Origin of the sequence: Aeromonas sp. R5-3 (assembly GCF_040908225.1) — a bacterium.
GTDB classification, from domain to species: Bacteria; Pseudomonadota; Gammaproteobacteria; order Enterobacterales; family Aeromonadaceae; genus Aeromonas; species Aeromonas dhakensis.
The window spans coordinates 45,010-64,657 of record NZ_JBFODH010000017.1 but is presented as its reverse complement, the minus strand read 5'-3'; the positions used below and the strand labels follow the sequence as shown (position 1 = coordinate 64,657).

Annotated in this window: 14 protein-coding genes; all 14 read right to left on the bottom strand. The window is 62.6% G+C overall.

What is annotated here, in order from left to right; all coding sequences use genetic code 11:
- Window positions 1–12: 12 nt before the first annotated feature.
- Genes tssM through tssB form a run of 14 tightly spaced genes read right to left on the bottom strand, consistent with a single transcriptional unit; the run spans window position 13 to window position 18,984 of the window.
- Window positions 13–3,498 carry a type VI secretion system membrane subunit TssM gene (gene tssM / locus AB5Y95_RS07825; RefSeq protein ID WP_368160375.1) on the bottom strand — a complete coding sequence of 1,162 codons (3,486 nt, stop codon included), beginning with the start codon at window positions 3,496–3,498 and terminating at the stop codon, window positions 13–15.
- 41 nt (window positions 3,499–3,539) lie between these two features.
- A complete protein-coding gene (gene tssA, locus AB5Y95_RS07820; protein WP_368160372.1) occupies window positions 3,540–4,985 on the bottom strand; it encodes a type VI secretion system protein TssA in 1,446 nt (481 codons plus the stop codon).
- Between the two features lie 8 nt (window positions 4,986–4,993).
- Window positions 4,994–5,599 carry a type VI secretion system-associated protein VasI gene (gene vasI, locus AB5Y95_RS07815; RefSeq protein WP_368160369.1) on the bottom strand — a complete coding sequence of 202 codons (606 nt, stop codon included), beginning with the start codon at window positions 5,597–5,599 and terminating at the stop codon, window positions 4,994–4,996.
- A complete protein-coding gene (gene vasH, locus AB5Y95_RS07810) occupies window positions 5,599–7,137 on the bottom strand; it encodes a sigma-54-dependent transcriptional regulator VasH (RefSeq protein WP_368160367.1) in 1,539 nt (512 codons plus the stop codon). The genes vasI and vasH overlap by 1 nt, the downstream gene beginning before the upstream one ends.
- 2 nt (window positions 7,138–7,139) lie before the next feature.
- Complete coding sequence (gene tssH / locus AB5Y95_RS07805; RefSeq protein WP_368160364.1) at window positions 7,140–9,782, bottom strand: type VI secretion system ATPase TssH; 2,643 nt, start codon at window positions 9,780–9,782, stop codon at window positions 7,140–7,142.
- 20 nt (window positions 9,783–9,802) lie between these two features.
- Complete coding sequence (icmH, locus tag AB5Y95_RS07800; RefSeq protein ID WP_017764291.1) at window positions 9,803–10,582, bottom strand: type IVB secretion system protein IcmH/DotU; 780 nt, start codon at window positions 10,580–10,582, stop codon at window positions 9,803–9,805.
- 22 nt (window positions 10,583–10,604) lie between these two features.
- A complete protein-coding gene (gene tssK / locus AB5Y95_RS07795; RefSeq protein WP_017764290.1) occupies window positions 10,605–11,939 on the bottom strand; it encodes a type VI secretion system baseplate subunit TssK in 1,335 nt (444 codons plus the stop codon).
- Window positions 11,940–11,941: 2 nt separating this feature from the next.
- Window positions 11,942–12,457, bottom strand: coding sequence for a type VI secretion system lipoprotein TssJ (gene tssJ / locus AB5Y95_RS07790; protein ID WP_213343555.1), 516 nt, complete (start codon window positions 12,455–12,457; stop codon window positions 11,942–11,944).
- On the bottom strand, window positions 12,457–13,737 hold the full coding sequence (gene tagH / locus AB5Y95_RS07785) for a type VI secretion system-associated FHA domain protein TagH (protein WP_368160359.1): 1,281 nt from the start codon (window positions 13,735–13,737) through the stop codon (window positions 12,457–12,459). Before tagH ends, tssJ begins: the two co-directional genes overlap by 1 nt.
- A 56-nt stretch (window positions 13,738–13,793) precedes the next feature.
- Window positions 13,794–14,792 carry a type VI secretion system baseplate subunit TssG gene (tssG, locus tag AB5Y95_RS07780; protein WP_017785421.1) on the bottom strand — a complete coding sequence of 333 codons (999 nt, stop codon included), beginning with the start codon at window positions 14,790–14,792 and terminating at the stop codon, window positions 13,794–13,796.
- Window positions 14,756–16,522, bottom strand: coding sequence for a type VI secretion system baseplate subunit TssF (gene tssF / locus AB5Y95_RS07775; protein WP_017787287.1), 1,767 nt, complete (start codon window positions 16,520–16,522; stop codon window positions 14,756–14,758). The genes tssG and tssF overlap by 37 nt, the downstream gene beginning before the upstream one ends.
- A gap of 3 nt (window positions 16,523–16,525) precedes the next feature.
- Window positions 16,526–16,957, bottom strand: coding sequence for a type VI secretion system baseplate subunit TssE (gene tssE, locus AB5Y95_RS07770; protein WP_005299981.1), 432 nt, complete (start codon window positions 16,955–16,957; stop codon window positions 16,526–16,528).
- Between the two features lie 6 nt (window positions 16,958–16,963).
- The gene (gene tssC / locus AB5Y95_RS07765) at window positions 16,964–18,442 is read right to left on the bottom strand and encodes a type VI secretion system contractile sheath large subunit (protein ID WP_005299978.1); all 1,479 of its coding nucleotides are present in this window, start codon (window positions 18,440–18,442) and stop codon (window positions 16,964–16,966) included.
- 38 nt (window positions 18,443–18,480) lie between these two features.
- The gene (tssB, locus tag AB5Y95_RS07760) at window positions 18,481–18,984 is read right to left on the bottom strand and encodes a type VI secretion system contractile sheath small subunit (RefSeq protein ID WP_005299975.1); all 504 of its coding nucleotides are present in this window, start codon (window positions 18,982–18,984) and stop codon (window positions 18,481–18,483) included.
- Window positions 18,985–19,648 lie beyond the last annotated feature (664 nt).

Sequence of the window (19,648 nt, the reverse complement as noted above, 5' to 3'; positions counted from 1 at the left end):
CCCCCGACGCGATCAATAGAGGGATTCGGGCAGTCTGAACTGGCTGAACAGGCCGCCGGTGAAGGGGTTTTGCGCGCTGTCGGTGTAGACGCGATAGGTCATGGCCCCCTGATCCACCGGGAAGCGCACATCGAAGGTGGCGTCATTGACCTGGGTCAGCTCCCCCTTGTCCATCAGGCGGAACATGGCCCAGGGGCCGACGAAGCCTTCGCTGCGTGGTGAGCGCTCGCGGGCGGCCGGCACCAGGGTGATCTTGCTCTCGGCCCCGTCGCGCATGGTGTTGGGCCACACCAGCGGGATCTTGGTTCGACGGCCGTGGGCGTATTCCAACAGCTGACCATCCAGGTTCAGCACGCTGCGCCGCTTGTTGGCGGTGAGCTCGATGGGCTCGAGGGCGAACTGCACCTCCAGGTTGCCCTGCTGGCTGAAGAAGATCTGACGGATGCGGGCCGCACGGTCCAGCTGCTTGACCAGCTCGGCCTGGATGGGCGAGCTGAACTCCCCTTCCATCAGACCGCTCTCCACCATGGGTTTGAGGTTGACCTGATAGAAGCTGTCCAGCGTCCCGCCCGGCGCGAAGAAGCGCTCCATTTCGGAGAGGGGCACGTCCTTGTTCGAGCTCGGGTCAAACGGATAACGACCGGCCAGCTGGCTGTTGAAGGGCGCCAGCACCTTGTCCTGCCACTCCTGGTTGAGGGAGGACATGGCAAGGTCGATCACCAGCCGCGAGCTCTGCTCGGAGAGCTGACCCACCCAGCGATCGAGCGGGGCCGGCAGGCTGCGGGCATATTGCTGCAGCGCAAACACCGGATCGGCGTACTTGTTGGTCATGCGCAGCTGCACCGCTTTCAAGGCAGACTGGCCCGGCTCGGTGGCGTTGACGATGAGCTCCAGGTAGTGCTGCAACTCCACCAGCTTCTGGTTGACCTCCTGAATGAGCGGCCCCTGCTCACCACGTCCAGCCAATACTCCATTAGTGGCCATAAAGGGGCGACCGATGCGGGCACTGATGGCCTGGGCCGGGTCCCCTTCCACGTCGGAGATCTTGCGAATGCGGGTGTTGTCATCCAGCGAGGCCAGTACCCGCTGGAACGGCTGATCGTTGCCGGTGATGGCGGCCAGCACGTCAAGCGCCTGCTCCGGGCTCTCCAGGGTTTGCACATCCAGATTGGTCAGCAGTTTTTGCCACTGGTTGACGTAATCGGTGACGTAACGGTCGTTGACCTGACGGGTGATCTCCTTGCGATCCGCCTCGCTCAGCTGGCTCAGCTTGCGCTGGCCCAGCACCCAGGCATCCATCGCGGTGAGATCGATGAGGGCCTTGTCTTGCTTGAGGAAGAAGTCGTTGAAACCGGGCCAGGTGAGCAGCCGCGGCACCTGGCCGGCGTTGTCGCTGCGCAGGGCAAACACGGTGTCGAAGGTGGGGCCCACCTCGTCACGCACATTGAGATCCGGCGGCAGTACCTCGTCCGCCTTCACCACCAGGTTCTGGTAGACCCGCTGATACATGGGCAACTTGCCAAGCTCGCGCTGGGCACCGTAAACCGGCTCCTTGAAGGGCACGAAGGCGGTGATGGCGGCCTGATCCCGCTTGGCTCTGGCGCCATACCAGTTGGTGTGATCGAGGGCATAGTCCAGGTGCCCCATCAGCTGCTCCTGTACCGCCCCCTGTCCCGGGAAGGCCTTCTGCCAGCGGCTCGCCATGTACTGCGCCACCAGCTCCTTGTTGCGACCGGACGCATCGTCCAGCATCCGCATCACCCGCAGGATGGCGAGCTTCTCCTCGCTCCCCGCAGGTGCCTGGTTGAGATCCTCAAGCAACCCCTGCATCTGGGCCGGCAGGAAGCGCAGGCTCAGCAGTTGCAGGTAGGAACCCTCCACATAAGGACCAATTTCGTCCCCCTGGTAGAGACCGAGATCGGCCACCAGCGGCATGCGCTCGCGGTAGTTGCCAAATGAGAGGGTCGCCTCGCGAATGAGGTTGAGGCGCGGCAGCTGGCTCACCCCGAAGGCGTGGGCGTCGGCCACCTCGTTGGTCTCCATGAAGGCCTGGGCCTTGGTCAGTACATTGCGGCCCGCCTCCTCGTTGACCCGGTAGAAGTAGTGCCAGCCACCGATGAGGGCTGCCGAGAAGAGTGACAGGCAGCTGAGACCGATGGCCATGCGGCGCCGGCGATAGAGGGTGTGCAGCCGGTTCTCGCCGGCCAGATGAGCCTCCGGGAAGATGATGGAGGAGAACAGCTGGCGCACGAAATAGGTGTTGGACTCCCCACGCAGGGCCGAGTGGATGGGCTCTGGCAGGTTGTAGCGGCGAGAGGCCGCCTGGGCAAACGCATCGAACGGCACCCCCTGCTGATAGACGGAGCTGACATAGACCCCGCGTATCAACAGCGGCTTGCTCTCCTCGATGGCCAGGGTCTCGGCCAGCAGGCTGGTCACGTAATCCTTGAGTCCCGCCAGCTGGCGCACGAACGAGAACAGCGCGTTGCGCTGGGCGGCATCGAGCCGGCTCAGCATCAGTTCGGGCAGATTCTGGTTGAGGTTGTCCACCCACTGATCCCAGAACAGGGCCAGATCCTGCTGCCAGTCGGCGCCCGGCTTGAAGGTCACCCCCAGCACGGCCTCGCGGGCCTCCTTGTCTAGCTGCTGGTAGATCACGTCAAAGCCGCGCAGCAGATCGAGCTTGGTGAAGGTGACATAGAGCGGCAACCGGGTATTCATGGTGGCCGACACCTCCTGCAGGCGCGAGCGCATCAGCTGGGCATAGGCCTTGCGCTCGGCCACGCTGGCGTGGGAGAGCCAGGCCAGATCCACGGTCAGCACCAGGCCGTTGAGGGGTTGGCGACGACGGTGTTCATTGAGCCAGCCAAGCAGGTGCAGCCAGAGCCGCTCATGTTTGCGCGCCTGCGGATCCAGTTCGGCTTCGCTCTGGGAGAGCAGTACCCCGGCCGGATCCAGCATCACCGCCTGCTCCCCCAGCCAGCAATCCACCAGCTGATCCTGCGCCACGTCGCGCAGCTCGGTGTCGAGTCTCGGGTTGAGCTTGTTGGCCGGGTTGGCGCGGTGAATGAGGCTGCTCTTGCCGCTGCCGGGCAGGCCCAGCACCAGATACCAGGGCATGGCGTAGAGCGCCCCCTTGCCCAGATGGGTATTCAGCGCCTGCAGCCAGCGATCGAGGAACAGCGCCTGCCTGTCGATGAGCCCCTTGACCGGATCCTGCTCCAGCACCTGTTCGTGCTGACGCTCGGCCTTGAGCTGTTGCATCTTGCGCCACACCCGCCAGGAGACCACTCCCAGCAGCAGCCAGAGCCAGAGCAGGGTGAACACCACCCGCCCCCACAGCGGCTCGAACGGCTTGGCGCCGCGAACCTCGAGACGAGGGCCCAGCCACCACACCAGGATGAGGGCGAGCCCCCAGAGCACAGCACCGAGCAGGGGCCAGGAGGGTTTCAATTTCGGCAGCTGTTGCCGCAGAAAAGTAAAAATGGTTTTGAACATAAAATGTGATCCAACTCCGACTCAATGACTCATTTCGGCACTTATTTCGACAACGGCGCCGCCAGGCTCTCCAGGCGGTTGACCAGCCCGGGCTCCCAGTGCGACAACCCGAGGCGACTGGCCTCTTGCCACAAGTGTTGATAGTGCTGGCGCGCAAGCGCCTCCATGCCTTCCTGCGCCAACAGCTCCGCCTGCACCAGCAAGGCGTGGAAGCGATCTCTTGGCTCTTTCAACTGCGCAATCCGCTCATCGAGCAGGGCGAGCGCCGCTGCAACCCCCTGCTCGCCGTGACGCTGGGCGACCTCCTCGGCCAACCCTGTTTCGCCACTGCCGGCACTGCCGCCCTTGGCCGGTTGCAGCCAGCGGCTGCACTCGGGGGAGAGAAACGGCGAGCCGTCGCTGAAGGCGAGCTCCCGCAGGGCCGGCAGGCGCTGCAGGAAAGCGCCGAGCTCCTCGGCGATCGCCTGGGCCACCGCCCCGAAGCCGAGCTTCTGGGCCACCTCGGCCGAGAGCCTGTGCCCCTCGAACCAGTAAGGGGCCAGGGTCAGGCTCTGCTCGATGCGCTGCCAGAGCCCCTGATCAGGGGCGTTCATGGCGGCGCGGTACTCGTCCACCATGTCCGCCGACATGGGCGCCAGCGGGGTTTTATTGCCCGCCCCGCTCATGGGAACCGCCGTGATCCCGGCCCAGACGGCATGACGGCGCAGTCGATAGCCCACCGCGGCATCGGGCTGGCGTTCGATCAGGAGCTCCGCCACCTTGAGCTGTGTCTGGCGCCAGGCGCGATCGTTGGAGCTGTCGACATCGATGCCGGCACTGCCGCCACCGCCGCTGAGCACCATGGCGCCGGCGCCGCTGGCACTCGGCCCAGCCGATGCCGGGTTGCTCGCTGCCGCCGCGCCGCTGCTCTGGGGCTGCCCAGCAGCATCAGCCTGCGCCTGTGCCACCTGCTGGCGCTGGGCCCGTTTCAACCCCATCACCAACGGGTCGAGCAGCTCTCCCTTGTCGGGACACTGCGCCAGCCAGACCTGCTCCAGCTGCTCGGCCTGGGCCAACAACTGGGCCAGCTCGGCTGCCGAGGCGCTCTCGCAAATGCGCGGCAGGGCCCCTTCGAAGCGCTTGACGATTTGCACCATCAGCCGTTGTTTCTGGCTGGCATTGCCGGGCCAGGCCAACAGCCAGTAGGCCTGGATCCAGGCCTCCAGCAGGCTGATCGCCGCCCCCAGCGGGGTTGCCTTGGCCGGGTGCTGCAGACAGCGCAGCAACTGGGCCAGCACCCGCATATCCTTGGTGCGGCTCTCCAGCAAGCCGAGGCAGGCCTCGGCCACCGCATTGAGATCCACCTGGCTGTGAGCGAGGGAGCCCAGCTTGACCAGCTCGGTCTCCACATAGTCCCAGCGCGGCTCGTCGGCCAGCACCGCGCTCTTTATCTGTTCATCCGGCAGGCTGGTGAGCAGGCGTGCACACCAGGGGTGTTGATAGCTCATCTTCCCCCCTACCAGCGGCACTGCTGACGCAGCGGTGCCAGCGCCTCTTTCAGGCCGCTCAAATCGACCCGCAAGAGGGCACCGTTGTCGGCCCGCACCTGCAGCTCGCGATGGCCCAGCCAGCGTTTGAGCTCCTCGATGGCGGGCAGACCGCGGCCATATTCCAGCAACAGACCCTGATCCCGAATAAACCAGCTCTGGGAGCCGGCACTCGGCTGACCATCCAGCTCGACCTGCACCTTCTCGCCGCTCCAGGGCTGATCCAGCCGCAGCCGGATATGGGTGATGCTGTCGACACAGCCGATGGAGAGCGTCGCCCCGCGCAGCGCCGGGCGGGTCAGGGTTTCACTGCCGCGCGCCTCATCGCTTTGCAACAGGAAGGGGGCGCTCTCTGGCGTGCGGGCCTGCTCCTGGGCCCAGATGGCCTGCCAGGCCGCCGATTTGGGAGAATCCCCTTCGGTGGTACTGACCGCGCCATTGCCGATGGCGTCGTAGCAGGCGAGCCGCACCAGCGGCGAGGGCTCCTGCCGGCAGGCCTGCCAGCGCGCCATGTCCAGCGGTGCCTCGGCCGCACTGGTGGCCAGCAGCAGAGGCAATAGGGCGATGACGCTCATCAGTTCACCTCCAGTTTCTGGCACTTGTGATCCAGGGTGCGCTTGGGAATGTTGAGACTCTCGGCCACCAGCATCCGGTTGCCGTGGAAGTGGCGCAGCCGCGCCTCGATGACGGAGGCCTCGTACTGCTGCATGGCCCGGCGCAGATCGCGGATGTGGTTGTAGTCGTCCATGTAGCCGGGCAGCTCGACACAGACCCGTTCGCGCAGCTCTGGCGGCAGCGCCTCCAGCCCCACCTCCTCCCCGGAGCGGGTATGGGCACAGGCCACCTCCAGCAGGTTGCGCAGCTCGCGCACGTTGCCGGGGAAGTCATAGGTCTGCAGCTGTTTCAAGAACTTGCGCTGCAAACCGGCGAGCGTCTTGCCATCCTGGGCGGCAAACTGGGCCATGAAGTGCTGGCACAAGAGCGGCACATCCTCGATATGCTCGCGCAGGGGGGCGATCAGCAGCAGACACTGGCAGAGGCGGTGGTAGAGGTCGGCCCGAAACTGCCCCTCCTCCACATGACGGGTGAGCGGCTGGTGGGTGGCGGCGATGAGGCGAAAATCGGAGTGATACTCCTGCTCGGCCCCGAGCGGCCGGTAACTGCGGGTTTCCAGCACCCGCAGCAGCTTGGCCTGCATGGCGGCGGGCATGTCGCCCACCTCGTCCAGAAACAGGGTACCGCCGTTGGCCTGGGCCACCAGCCCGGTCTTGTTGGCAAGGGCGCCAGAGAAGGCCCCCTTCTGGTAACCGAACAGCTCGCTCTCGATGAGGTTCTCCGGGATGGCGGCGCAGTTGATGGCGACAAAGGGCTTGTTGGCGCGATCGGAGCACTGATGCACCAGCCGTGCCACCACCTCCTTGCCGCTGCCAGTCTCACCCTGGATCAGCACGGTCAGCTTGTGCTGGCCAGCCTGGTTTATCTGCTCGCGCAGCCCGCGGATCACCGCCGACTGGCCGACCAGCTGATCGCCGAGCAGCTTCTCGTGCTGGCGCAGCCGCTCCCCCTCTCCCTTCATCTGACGCAGGGAGTCACGCAGTACCCCCTGATCCCGCCGACTGCGACCGAGATCGCGAATGAGGGTGAGCTGGTTGCAAAAGACCTGGGAGAGCTGGGCCAGCTCGGGGCCGTCGGCCCAGGCCCGCAGCACCTCCCCCTCATCCATCAGGGCCAGCACGGCAAACGGCTTGCCGTTGCCATCCAGCAGCGGATAGGCGTGCAAGCCGCACTGCTGGCCAAGGTCGGCCAGCAGTGCGCGAAAACCGGCGTGCTCGATGCGGGCGCCGCCGTAGAGGGAGTCCCAGGTGCGGGACTGGGCCTTGTGCAGCACATAGGCAAGGGGGTGGGAAAAATCGTCCACCGCCAGCCCCAGCGCCACGTCCTTCCCCCTTACCCAGCCTTGGCACTCCAGCTGACGGCCGCTCACATCCAGCATGCCGAGCAGCAGCCCCTTGGGCTGGAAGCTGGCATTAAGGGTCGAGCTCCACCAGTGGCACAGATGCGGCTCATCGCGCTGGGCGGTGAGGGCCAGGGCAAATGCGAGGGCTTGCTCCATACTCAAGCCCCCACCTCGGCCACAAACTGGTGATCGGCCACAGAAAAGTGGACGCGCTTGATGGGTTCACCGGCCGAGAGGCGCTGCAGCAGTTGCAGGGAGACCGGCGGCAGCAGGGCCCCATCGATGACGGATTCGAGCATGCGGGCGCCGTTCTCGCTGCGATTGGCCCGCAGCAGGATCTCCTCGGCCACCTCATCGTCCAGCACCACCTCGGCGCCGAAACGCTCCTTGAGCAGCTTGACCAGCCGGTTGAGCTTGCCGCCGACGATCTGCACCAGGGTATCGTGACCGAGCGGCAGATAGGGGATCACCTCCATGCGCGCCAGCAGCGCTGGCTTGAAGAAGGCGGCGAGCTCCGGATAGAGGGCATCCAGCAGCATGTCTGGCTGCTCGGCATGATCGACTATGGTCTGGAAACCGAGGTTGGAAGTGAGGAAGAAGACCACGTTCTTGCAGTCGATGATGCGCCCTTCCCCGTCCGCCAGCTCGCCCTTGTCGAACGCCTGATAGAAGAGGTTGAGCACGTCCGGGTGGGCCTTCTCTACCTCGTCCAGCAGCACCACGGAGTAAGGCTTCTGCCGAATCGCCTCGGTCAGCACGCCCCCCTCACCGAAACCGACGTAGCCGGGCGGCGAACCGATGAGACGGGAGACGGTGTGCTTCTCCTGATACTCGGACATGTTGATGGTGGTCAGATACTGGCGACCACCGAACATCAGCTCGGCAATCTGCAGCACGGTTTCGGTCTTGCCGACCCCGCTCGGTCCCACCAGCAGGAAGGCCCCCAGCGGGCGGCCGGGACGACGCAGGTCGGCGCGAGCGGTCAGCAGATGCTTGTGCAGGTGGGCCACCGCCACATCCTGCCCCTTGATAAGCTCGCCGAGGTACTCCGGCAATCGGGTCACCACGTCCAGCTCCCCTTGCGAGATGCGATTGAGGGGCACTCCGGTCCACTCGGCGATGACGGCGGCAATCTGGGTCTTGTCGACGTGGGCGGAGACCAGCACTTCTCCTTGCTGCAACTCGGCCAGCTCGCGCTCGAGGGTGGCCAGCTGCTCGGCAGCGGCTTGTGGATCGAGGGGCGCATCAGCGAGATCCAGCGCCTCTCTGGCCAGCATCTCATCCTGCTGATCGGCCAGCAGCGCCGCACGCAGCTCGACAATCTGGTGCACCAGCCCCTGCTGCTGCTGCCAGCGGGCCTCCTGCTCGGCCAGTTCTTCACGGCAAACCTGCTGGGCCGCCTGTAACTCGGCCAGGCGTTCTGCGTTGTCACCGAGACCTATCAGGCTCTGGCGCTCCAGCTGGCGGATCTCCAGCTCGCGCTGGCGCAGCGCATTTTGCAGGTGGCTGACCGCGCGCGGCGGCGTGGTGAGGTTGATGGCCACCCGGGCACAGGCGGTGTCGAGCACGTCGATCGCCTTGTCCGGCAGCTGACGGCCGGAGATGTAGCGGGCGGAGAGCTGGGCGGCGGCCTGCAGCGCCTCCTCGTCGATCAGCACCCCATGGGCCTTCTCGTAGATGCTGCGCAGGCCGCGCAGGATCACGGTGGCCTCGTCGGCATCGGGCTCACCGACTTTCACCAGCTGGAAGCGGCGCGACAGGGCCGCGTCTTTTTCCACGTATTTCTTGTATTCGCCCCAGGTGGTGGCGGCGATGGTGCGCAGCTCGCCACGAGCCAGCGCCGGCTTGATGAGGTTGGAAACATCCAGCCCGCCGGCCTGGTTGCCGGCCCCGATCAGGGTGTGCGCCTCGTCGATGAAGAGGATTACCGGCTGCACGGCGTCCTTGACCTCCTGCATCACCCCCTTGAAGCGTTTCTCGAACTCCCCCTTGACCGAGGCGCCGGCCTGCATGGCGCCGAGATCCAGCGTCATCAGCTCGACCCCGCGCAGCTTCTCGGGCACCTGACCCGCCACCATGCGCAGGGCCAGCCCCTCGATGAGGGCGCTCTTGCCGACACCGGCCTCCCCCACGACTATGGGGTTGTTCTTGCGACGACGGGAGAGGATGTCGATCATCAGGTCGATTTCGTGATCCCGGCAGAGCACGGGGTCCAGGCTGCCCTCGCGGGCCTGTTCGGTCACATTGACGGTAAAGCGGGCCAGCAGGCTGGCATCGGCCGGCAGAGCGGCCTGGGCCGTCTTGCCGCCCGGGGCGGTGGTCACTTGCGTCTCGGCAGACTCCTTGACCCACTCGTCAAACTGCTGGCGCAGCAGCTCGCGATTGACCTTGGCAAGCAGGCGGGTCACCGAGCCCGGCAAATAGCGCTGCGGGGTCATCAGCAGCACCAGCAGCATGACGCCGCTGCGCAGCTGGGCGTGTTGCAGCTCGGCGGAGGCGAGCAGCCAGCTGTCTTGCAGCCACTCCACCAGCATGGGCGAAAAGGAGGGGTAACCCTGGCCATAACCGTTATCAGTTGGCGAGGGTTGCAGCAGGGTCTTCAGCTCTTCAACGTCGACCTCGGCCACCTTCAGGATCTGGCGCACGTCGCTCAGCGGGGTTTCCAGCATCTTGAGCAGCAGGTGCTCGATGCGGATCTCGGCCCCCTGGTGATTGACACAGAGGGCCGCGGCCTCCTCCAGCATGTGACGGCAGATGGGGTTGAGTCTTTCCACCAGTACCGGTAGCTCTATACGAATCAAGGCGTGCTCTCCTTAGTATTTTATTTTAATAATTCGCCCAGTTGACGCAGAACGTCCTGGGTCTGGTTATTGAGTTGGTGGTGATAGAGGCCGAAGATCAGCGCCAGGATCAACGCCCCGCCCATGAACAGGCTGCGCAGGGAAACCTGCTTGCGCAGCTGATAGCGGGAGGCCTGCTGGCCCAGATCGAGGTGAAACACGCTGGGCGCCTCGCCACCGGCTTCGGGGGCCAACTGCTTGTGCAGCTGGCGCACGATGCGTTCGAACTCTTCCCGCCCCTGGCTCATCACCTTGTAGCGCCCCTCGAAACCGAGGCAGAGGCACAGGTAGATGAACTCCAGGATGTCGCGGTAGCGCACCGGGTCTTCCTGCAGACGGGCCAGCAGCACGAACACCTTCTCGCCGCCCCAGGTCTCGTTGTGGAAGCGGGCCAGCAGGGAGTGCTGGGACCATTCGCTCTGGCTGCCCCAGTCGCGCCCCATCACAGCCTCGTCGATGAAGGTGCAGAGGATGTAGCGAAACGACAGCACCACCCCGTTCTCGTACCCCTGGGCCATCAGCTCCTGTTCGATGGCCTGGATCTCGGTCACCACCCGCTGGTAGAGCTCGGGCACCTGGTCATAGCGCGACAGCAGGCGCACCCGCTGCACCAGCCCCAGCAAGGGGGTCACCGCGTCGATCATCGGGTTGATGCTCTGGCCGCGCAGGCGGAACCAGTAGTCCGAATCCATGTCCAGCTGCTCGGCGTGATCGAACAGCAGGTCGCTGAGTTGCTCGTTCTTGATAATGTCCGTGGTCATCTCTGCTTATTCCTTGGTGCGATCACTGGCTGCGAATGGCCCAGAGCTGCATGTCGAGCTCGGGGAAGTCGCCGGCGATGTGGAAGGCAAGGGTGTTGCTGACCGCCAGCATCTGCCAGGCCGGGCTCTGCCGGTCGAGCTGGAAGTAGCTGTAACCGGCGTGATAGGGCAGCTGGCGCGGCGCCACCGGCAGTGGCAGCAGCGGGATGCCGGGCAGTTGCAGGCTGATGAGCTCGCGGATCTTGTCGCTGGAGGCCACCTTGGTCTGCTGCAGCAGCTGTTTGCGCAGCTGCTCCTGCGGCATGCGGGCGCGCACCGCCAGCACGAAGTCGGCGCTTTTCATCAGCTCGCTCTCGTTCACCATGGCCACCATGATGCCGTACTGGTGCTTGCGCAGCTGGATGGAGACGGCGCGCGGCGACAGCACGGTACTGAGCGCCTGACGCAGAGCCAGCATCACCGGTTCGAAGCTCACCTGCTGATCGTCATGACGATAGGCCGGGAATTCGGGCGGCAGGCGGGATTCGTCGGTAAAGGTCATCAGCTCGCCGCAGAGCTGCACCAGCGACTCATGCAGCCGCTCCGGGTGCAGGGTGCCAAGGCGCGCCAGATGGGAGAGCTGGGGCTGAGCCCTGTTCAGCAGCTGCAACATCATGAACTCGGCCACGTCGGCCACCCCTTGCTGACCGGGCGCCGCGATGCGCTGGGAGAGGCTGCGGGCCCGTTCGGCCACGAGGCCGGCCGACTCGCCGAGGAAGCGCTTGAGGGTCGGGATGGCGGAGACGCTGATGCTGCAGGGCATGAAGTTGGGATCCAGCACCAGACCGCCGTCCGGACGCTTGTCCAGAATGCGGGCAATGGCCAAGGAGGCGTAGGCGCTGCGATCTTCCCGCTCCAGCATCAGCCGCAGGCTGACCCGCCCCACTTCGAGGGAGACCACGTCCCCCCCTTCGCTGTGCAGGTCGCGCACGTCGTGGCGATGGGCCTGCAGCCGGGTAGCCACCTGACCGCCCTGTCCCACCTCGTTGACGCCGCTTACCGAGAGCGGCAGCGCCAGATAGACCTTCTGGTTGGCCACCGAGGCATCGGTGATCTCCAGCGGGGTCGGCAGCATGTCGTCGTTGGGGATATTGAACACGGTCCCGTCCGGCAGGATGCCGGTAGCCCCCACCAAGGCGATGCGACCAAAACCCAGGTAATCCTCGTTGATGGCGAGCGACTGCAAGCCATAGAAATAATCGGACAGTGCGCTCAAGCGTGCGTGCAGCGCGTAATCCGAATGTCTTTGTTGTTGCTGGAAGTGCTGGGGCTTGATGAACAGCCCCTCACGCCAGATAACCCGATTTCGACTCGACATGGTTATTCTTCTTCTTTTTGCAGTTCCACTTCATCCAGGCGCAGGTGCACCAGGATTTGATAAGCCGCCCCCTTGCTCTTGATCTTGATGACCTTGCGCCACTCGGCACTGTCCGGGTCGGCGTAGCGTGCGATCACGCCGATGTAACGGGTCTTCTCGTCGAGCTTGACGGGGGGCAGGTATTTGAACTGGCCCGGCAGCAGGGTGTAGTCCTGATGGTCGAGGTAGTTCTTGCCAAGGGCCTTCTCTACATCTGCCGTCACCTGGTCGTAGTCGGTGGCAAGCAGCTTGGAATCCTCGGCCAGCAGCACCACCTGAAACTCGATGGGCGCCGCCTCCCCGCTCTCGTTGGGGTTGACGTCAGGCTCCGCCAGCAGGCTCAGCCCTAGGGTGGAGGGTTGACTGTCATTGCTGCCCACCTGGATATCCGGGTTCATGGCGACGTCGGCCATCTTGCCCATGGTGGTACAGCCAGCCAGGGCCAGCAGAGCCACCCCCAGCATCAGCGCACGTATCATCAAATCAGTCCCTGTTGCTGACGAACGGCCTGGTCATAGGCCTGGGCATACACCTGGTGGAACAGCTTGTCGAACCCCTGCTGGCGGGCGGAGGTGAGCTCACGGTAGTAATGCTGGTACATGTTCCAGGCCCAGCCTTCATCGGTCATGCCCGGCGCGCCGCTGCGGCGGTATTGTTCGAACCGGCCGATCAGCGCCTCGGGCGAGAAGGCTTGCAGAATGCTGTCCAGCGCCGCACCGATGGCCTGCTGGTTTGCCACGTGGTGGATGCGCACATTGTGCAGGCTCTCGGCCACCGCCGCCGGCGCACTCAGGTGGACCGGGCTCTTCTGCTCGGCAAACAGCACCGCCAGGGTCTCGTCATAGTCAAGGCCCAGGCGCAGCGGGTTGTCCTCGATGGGGCGCAGGTGCTTGTCCGCCAGCGCCGCCTGTTCGGTTTGCAACTGCAGCAACCCCTCCACCATGGCCCGCACCGTCTTGCCCATCTCTTCGAGCATGTCGTGGGCCTGCTGGGTGTCCTGCAGTTGCAAGGGCTGACCCAGGCCGCGCATCAGCGGGGTCAGGGCCACGTGATCGACGCCGTCCAGCGACAGCTGATAATCGGGGTGGTTCTCGATGCTGGGCATATCCAGAAATTCTTGGTTCATGGTGTTCTCGACAGCAGAAAAGGGGGCAAGGGGGGAAACGTCCACATCCGGCTGTGAACGCGGTGAAGCCTGCAGGCGACTATCCGCCAGCGGGCCATCCGTCGGCACGCCAGCTGTTGGCAAGCCATCCATCAACGAATTGGGGGTCCGGCGCTCCTGTTGCAGTGCCAGCAGGGGATCGGCCGCCAGGGTACGCGGATCATCGGTTCGGGCTGCAGGCTCATCACCGGTCAGCCACTCATCGAGCTGCTCGGTGGCACGATTACCGAGCACCTGCTGCAGGCTCTGCTCGGGGGTGATGGCCCCCAGGTAGGTACGCAACCGGAACGGGCCGACGATGAGCTCGTCCCCCTGCTCCAGATGCACCTTGCGGGCCCGCCCGATGGGTGACGTGGCGCCATTGATATAGGTCTGGCCGCTCAGATCGCACAGGCAGAAGCGGCCATCGTTGAGCTCGATGCGGGCGTGGGCGGGCAGCACGGCACCTAACCTGTCCCGCAGCTGCCAGTCATCCTGCTCGGAGGCGCCCAGGGTCCCCCCCATCTCGTCGAAGCGGTACTGCACCTGCTGGCTGCCGTCGAGCTGTTCGCTGTTGAGCACCACCAGGGAAAGTTGCTGGTTAAAATCGTCCACGGTTACTCCTGCACTGATCTCTGTACTTAAATGTTCTGCGCAGCTAATTTCTGCACTTATTCCTGCACACAAATGGTCACGAACGGATCGCTCGGCGGCTGGCCGAGAAAGGTACTCCACCCCAGACGGGCACTCTGCTCTTCACCGAGTCTCAGTCCCTTCGCCTGCTCCTGGCCGAAACCCAGCCGCAGATCCCAGGCCAGCTGATCGCGCAGGATGAAGGAGACGAAGGTCACCAGGGCGTGGAAGTGCTCCCCGTTCGGCAGAAACCCGAGAAACTGGCCAAAACTCAGGTTGTTGATCTTCAACAAGAACTTGCCGGCACAGTCGTTCACCTTGTCGCCGATGACAAAGTCATCCCCCAGGGTGGCGCAGGCACCGCCGAGGCGGTTTTGCTGATCCTGATGAATAGGCACCTTGCGCCACTGCCAAGCGCTCACCTCCACGTCCGCCAGATCGAAACAGTGGGCCACCAGACCGGCCACCACCTCGGGGGAGCGGCTGGGGCTGGCCAGCATGCCCGCATAGGAGAGCATCTTGGCCCGGTTGACCGGCAGGCTCTGGCAGACCGCCTCGTTGCCAAGCCCTACCAGGGCGAACATCAGGCGGGAGAAACCATCCTCGCCGTTGTCCTGAAACCGCACGTGGTAGCGATACTTGCGCCAGATCCGGTGCAGCAGGGTCAGCAGGCGGTGATGGAAGAAATCCAGGAACAGGCCGAGCTTCTGCTCCCCCTGGGCGTACTCCCACGCCAGCGAGTCGAGGTAATAGCCGGGCATCGGCGACTGGCTGCCGTGCAGGCCGAGAAAGGCCACCTCCAGCTCGTGGCGGCCCTGTCCGTCCCGGCCAATCTGCAGCACGTCGCTGGTAGGGAACCCCAGGGAGGCGGTCGCCTTGAAGCGAATGTTCTCGTCACCGGGCAGGTAGTCGAGCCCTCGCTCCTGATCGGCACCATCCAGCCGGTTGAGCAGTTCAACCAGCTGGAAGAAATTGAAGCGGGGCGCGTCCTTGCCGGACGTCACATCAGGGAGTGCTGACCGATCTGGACTGGCCACTGATAGCGCTCCTTGTTGTCGAGATTGACCACCTCAAGCAGGTGGAAAGCGTTGACGCTGGCATACAGCGAGAAGAAGTGGGCCAGCACGGTGCTGAACAAATAGAGCTCCCCTTCGCTGCCAAAGGCGGACTGGCGGATGGAAAGCACCGACTTGAGCCCCCGCACCGGCATGCCGCGCACCAGCCGGTCCACCGGTTTGGTTTCGATCTCCTCGATCCCCGCCAGCCGCTTGCGCGAGGCCTGCTCTGCCTGCTTGTCGTGCAGCGCCGGAAAATCGTAGGTGCGCAGCACCTGCACCAGGGCATCGCGGCGCAGCAGGGATACATAGTTGAGCGACAGGTTGGAGATCAGCGTCCAGTGCAGACTGCCGTCCAGCGCCGGGCGCAGCGGCCGGGTCGGCCGGATCAGGTTGCGGAAGGTGGCAAACGAGGGTGAGCTGCCGGTCGGCACGCAGACGCTGCCCACCTTGAGGCGGGCGGCGCGGGAGCGGTTGGTGCAGGTGAGCGTCACCGAGATGGATTCATCCAGTTCGACCGTGGTGGTTTCATCCCCGCGCACGAACGAGAGACTGTGCTCGAAACCATCCCCGCTCACTGCCTCCTTGACCCGCACCCGGTAGTAGAGCGCCAGCCGCTGCTTGGCCCGCTCTATCTGGTGCTGGAAGCTCTCGAACGGCTGATAGATGCGCGGCGTGCCGCGGGAGCGGCCGAGGTTCCCCTCGACCCAGCCCTCCACCTGATCCACCGAGAAGATCTCGAAGCTGTCGGCATGGCGATAACTCGCCTTGAGGGGGTACTCCGCCTGGCGGCCATTGAGGTTGACCGGCTCGCTGTCGTGCTGGAACAGGTTGATGGCCGGCACGCAGTTGAGCATGAAGGAGTCGGGTCGGATCTTGAGCTCCGCCGGCAGCGGCCGGTCGAAGCAGAAGTGCACCTTGAATTCGCTCACCGGCAACGGCTGTTTGGGCCAGTCGCCACCGGCGAGTTCGAAGAAGAGGAAGCTTTCCGGGAAGCAGAAATACTCCTGCAGGATCCGGTAGCCGGAATAGACGTTGTTCGGATAGGGCAAGAGCGCATCACCGCGCTCGAAGCCGACCGGTTTGAGGGCCTTGGCCTCCTGACGAAAGCGCTTGCCGTCGATCTCGAGCTCGATATGGGAAAGCTGGTTGGAGAGCCAGAAGTAGAGCTCATAGGCGGTGTAGCTGTCGCCACCGAGGAAGAAGCGCAGCTTGTCCAGCTGCAGCTCGCAGAGCGGCAGAGGAGCATGCAGGGCGATATCCAGCGAGATGGTGGAGAGATCGTTGCCGCTCTGGGCGGCAATATGACGGATATCGGCCGGATAGACCCAGGTATCGTGACAGGTCTGGAAATGACAGGTCACCTCGTCCAGGGGCAGGCTGTCGAGTTGGCAGCCTTGCCTGACCAGCGCCGGCTGGGCGATGGCCCCCGGAATGACCGAAAACTGCATGATGGTCATGCTGGGCACGGGACGCAGGTAGTTTGGCCAGAGCATGTTGAGCAGACCGTGGGTCAGCTCGGGAAACTCATCCTCAATCTTGGCGCGCAGGTTGCCCGTGAGGAAGGCGAATCCCTCCAGCAGGCGCTCCACGTCCGGATCGGTGTTCTGCTCCGACAGAAAGCGGGTGAGTTCGGGATAGGCATCGGCAAATTCACGCCCTTGCAGGCGCAAAAATGCCAGTTCATCCCTGAAGTAATGTTCCAGCGACATTGATCAGACCATGCGGTAGTGACGGTGACTGTCCATATGGACGTTGAACGAGGTAACTTGCTCGATATGCTCCAGCCGCACGTGGGCCGTCACCTGAAACGACATCTCAAGCGGGCTCGCCTGATAGTCCGGTGAACGAACATCCACATGGATGATCCGCGGTTCATAACGGCGGATGCATTGCCGGATCGCTTCCCGGATCCGTCCTTTGATATCCGCACTGCCCTGAGTGGCGTCATTGAGATCAATGACCCCCAGATCGGGTGCACTGCGGCAATTGCCGGGACGGGTGTTGAGGATCTGGTCGAGCTGCCGTTTGACAGAGTCGACCAGTTCATCAACTTCCGAACGAGGGGAGGAGCCAAGCCCCTCCCCCCGGATGCGATCAAACAGGCTGGCCGCATTTCCTCTATCCCATGAAGAGAGATGCGGCATCGGGCCTTATTCCTTGTCCAGTCGACCTACCAGAGAGAGCTCGAAGCTCGCCCCCATGTACTTGAAGTGCGGGCGCACGGCCATGGCAACCTGGTACCAGCCCGGCTCCCCTTCCACATCCAGCACCTTGATCTGGGCGGCGCGCAGCGGACGGCGGCTACGTACGTCTGCCGGCGGGTTCTCCTGATCGGCAACGTACTGCTTGATCCAGCCATTCAGCTCGCGTTCCAGATCCTGACGCTCCTTCCAGGAGCCGATCTGCTCGCGCTGCAGCACTTTGATGTAGTGCGCCAGGCGGTTGATGATGAACATGTAGGGCAGCTGGGTTCCCAGCTTGTAGTTGGTTTCCGCTTCTTTCCCTTCCTTGGTGTTCGGGAACACCTTGGGTTTTTGCACCGAGTTGGCGGAGAAGAAGGCGGCGTTATCGCTGTCTTTACGCATGGTCAGGGTGATGAAGCCCTCTTCCGACAGCTCGTATTCACGACGATCGGTGATGAGCACCTCGGTCGGGATCTTCGCCTGCAGCTGGCCCATGGCTTCATAGACGTGTACCGGCAGATCGTGGATGGCACCACCACTCTGCGGGCCTATGATGTTCGGGCACCAGCGATACTTGGCGAAACTGTCGGTCAGGGAGGTGCCCATCAGATAGGCGGTGTTGCCCCACAGATAGTGGTCGTGATCCGAGCTGATATCTTCCTGATAGTTGAAGCCCTTGATGGGGTTCTCGGTCGGGTCGTAGGGCAGACGCGCCAGGAAGCGCGGTGCGGTCAGCCCCAGATAACGGGCATCTTCCGATTCACGCAGGGAACGCCACTTGGTGTAGGCCGGGCCTTCGAAAACCGATTTCAGATCCTTGATGGAAGGCAGATCGGTAAAGCTGTCGACACCGAAGAAAGCTGGTGCGACGGAAGAGATGAACGGCGCATGGGCCATGGCACCCACCGCGCTGACATACTGCATCAGCTTGATGTCGGGGGAGCTGTGGGTAAAAGCGTAGTCACCGATCACGGCGCCGACGGGCTGACCACCGAACTGACCGTAGCCAGTCGAGTAGACATGCTTGTAGAGACCGGACTGGGTGATTTCGGGTGAGAACTCAAAATCTTCCAGCAGCTCTTCCTTGGTGGCATGCAGCACCTGGATTTTGATGTTCTCGCGAAAATCGGTGCGATCCACCAAAAGCTTGAGGGAGCGCCAGGAGGACTCCATCTCCTGCAGCTCCTTGGCATGCAGGATGACGTCCATCTGCTTGCTCAGCTTCTTGTCGAGCTCGACAATCATGCTGTCGACCAGCGCCTTGTTAACCGGCTCACTGGTAGTACCGCTGTCCAGGATGTTGGCAATCAGGGCAGCTACTCCCTGCTTGGCGACACTGTAACCCTCGTCCACCGGGGTGATACGAGCCTGCGCCATGATTTCGTCCAGCAAGGACGAGGAGGCTGCACTCGCCCCCGCTTGAACCTGTTCTTCGACCAAAGACATGTTTGTTCCTTTCTCGTTCAGTCAATCCAACCCGGCGATCACTCGGCGGGCTTAATCAAATCCAGCTCCTTGAGCAGTTGCTCACGAGCATCATCACTGGACAGCAGATCCTGCAAACGATTGCGGAAGGCAGGGATATTACCCAGCGGTCCCTTCAGGGCAACCAAGGCCTCGCGCAGTTCCAACAGCTTGCGCAGCTCGGGCACTTGCTGTGCCACGCTGTCAGGGGTGAAGTCTTCCAGAGACTGGATCTTGATCGAAACCGGCAGCTCATCTTGGCTATTCTCTTCCAGACGATTGGGAACGGAAAACTTCAGTTCCAGCGCGGATTCTTTCATGACAGACGAGAAGTTATTCTTGTCGATGGAGACGGTCTGACGCTCCTCGATCGGAGTGTCTTCGGTACGACCCTTCATATTGCCGACCACCATCATGGTCAACGGAAGCTCTATTTCCGCCTGCTGACCACCGGTTGCCGGTACATATTTGATATTGATACGTTCTTTGGGCGCAACAGTGCCGCCGTCAATTCCTTTTCCCATGCTCTAAATACCAAGTTAAAGGTCAACAAAGACCCTAAAGCTTATAGCCAATGCACATACCAACAACTGTCAAAAATGACAGTTGACTGAACTCACTGACGGATTAAGTGAGTAGTTCATCAGCTGACGATGCGTTTCCGATATACAAAAGCAAAAGCTCTAATAATCAAAAACGCAGTATGCATCTTGTTATCTATACAATCCGATTTTGCCTCTACTCTTTGTTAGAGGTCATATTGGCCCTAGAGCCATTTGCGCCGCATGGTATATGCGTGTAGCACAGATAGTCAATTGATTATTTATCAACGAAGAAGAGCAAAAAGAAAAAAACAAATTAAAAACAACAACTTAATGCAGAATCACAATGCCTTTACGTCATATTTTAAAATACACCCCATATCCTCCACGCACTCAGAAAAACATATTCCAGAGTCATTCACTTTGAGCGTTAGTGATTCATACATTTCACCACGATCCAATGCGACAAAGATGGTCGCAACCAGACATGGATATGTAACAAAAAATTACCGTTCAAGAATGAAAAATCCCTTCATCATGCAAAACAATGAAGGGACTGGAGAACATAATATGCACGACGATATCACCAGGATAAGGCGGCTTATATCAAGCACTCTGGATCATCGACCGTTCAGGTAGATTGTAA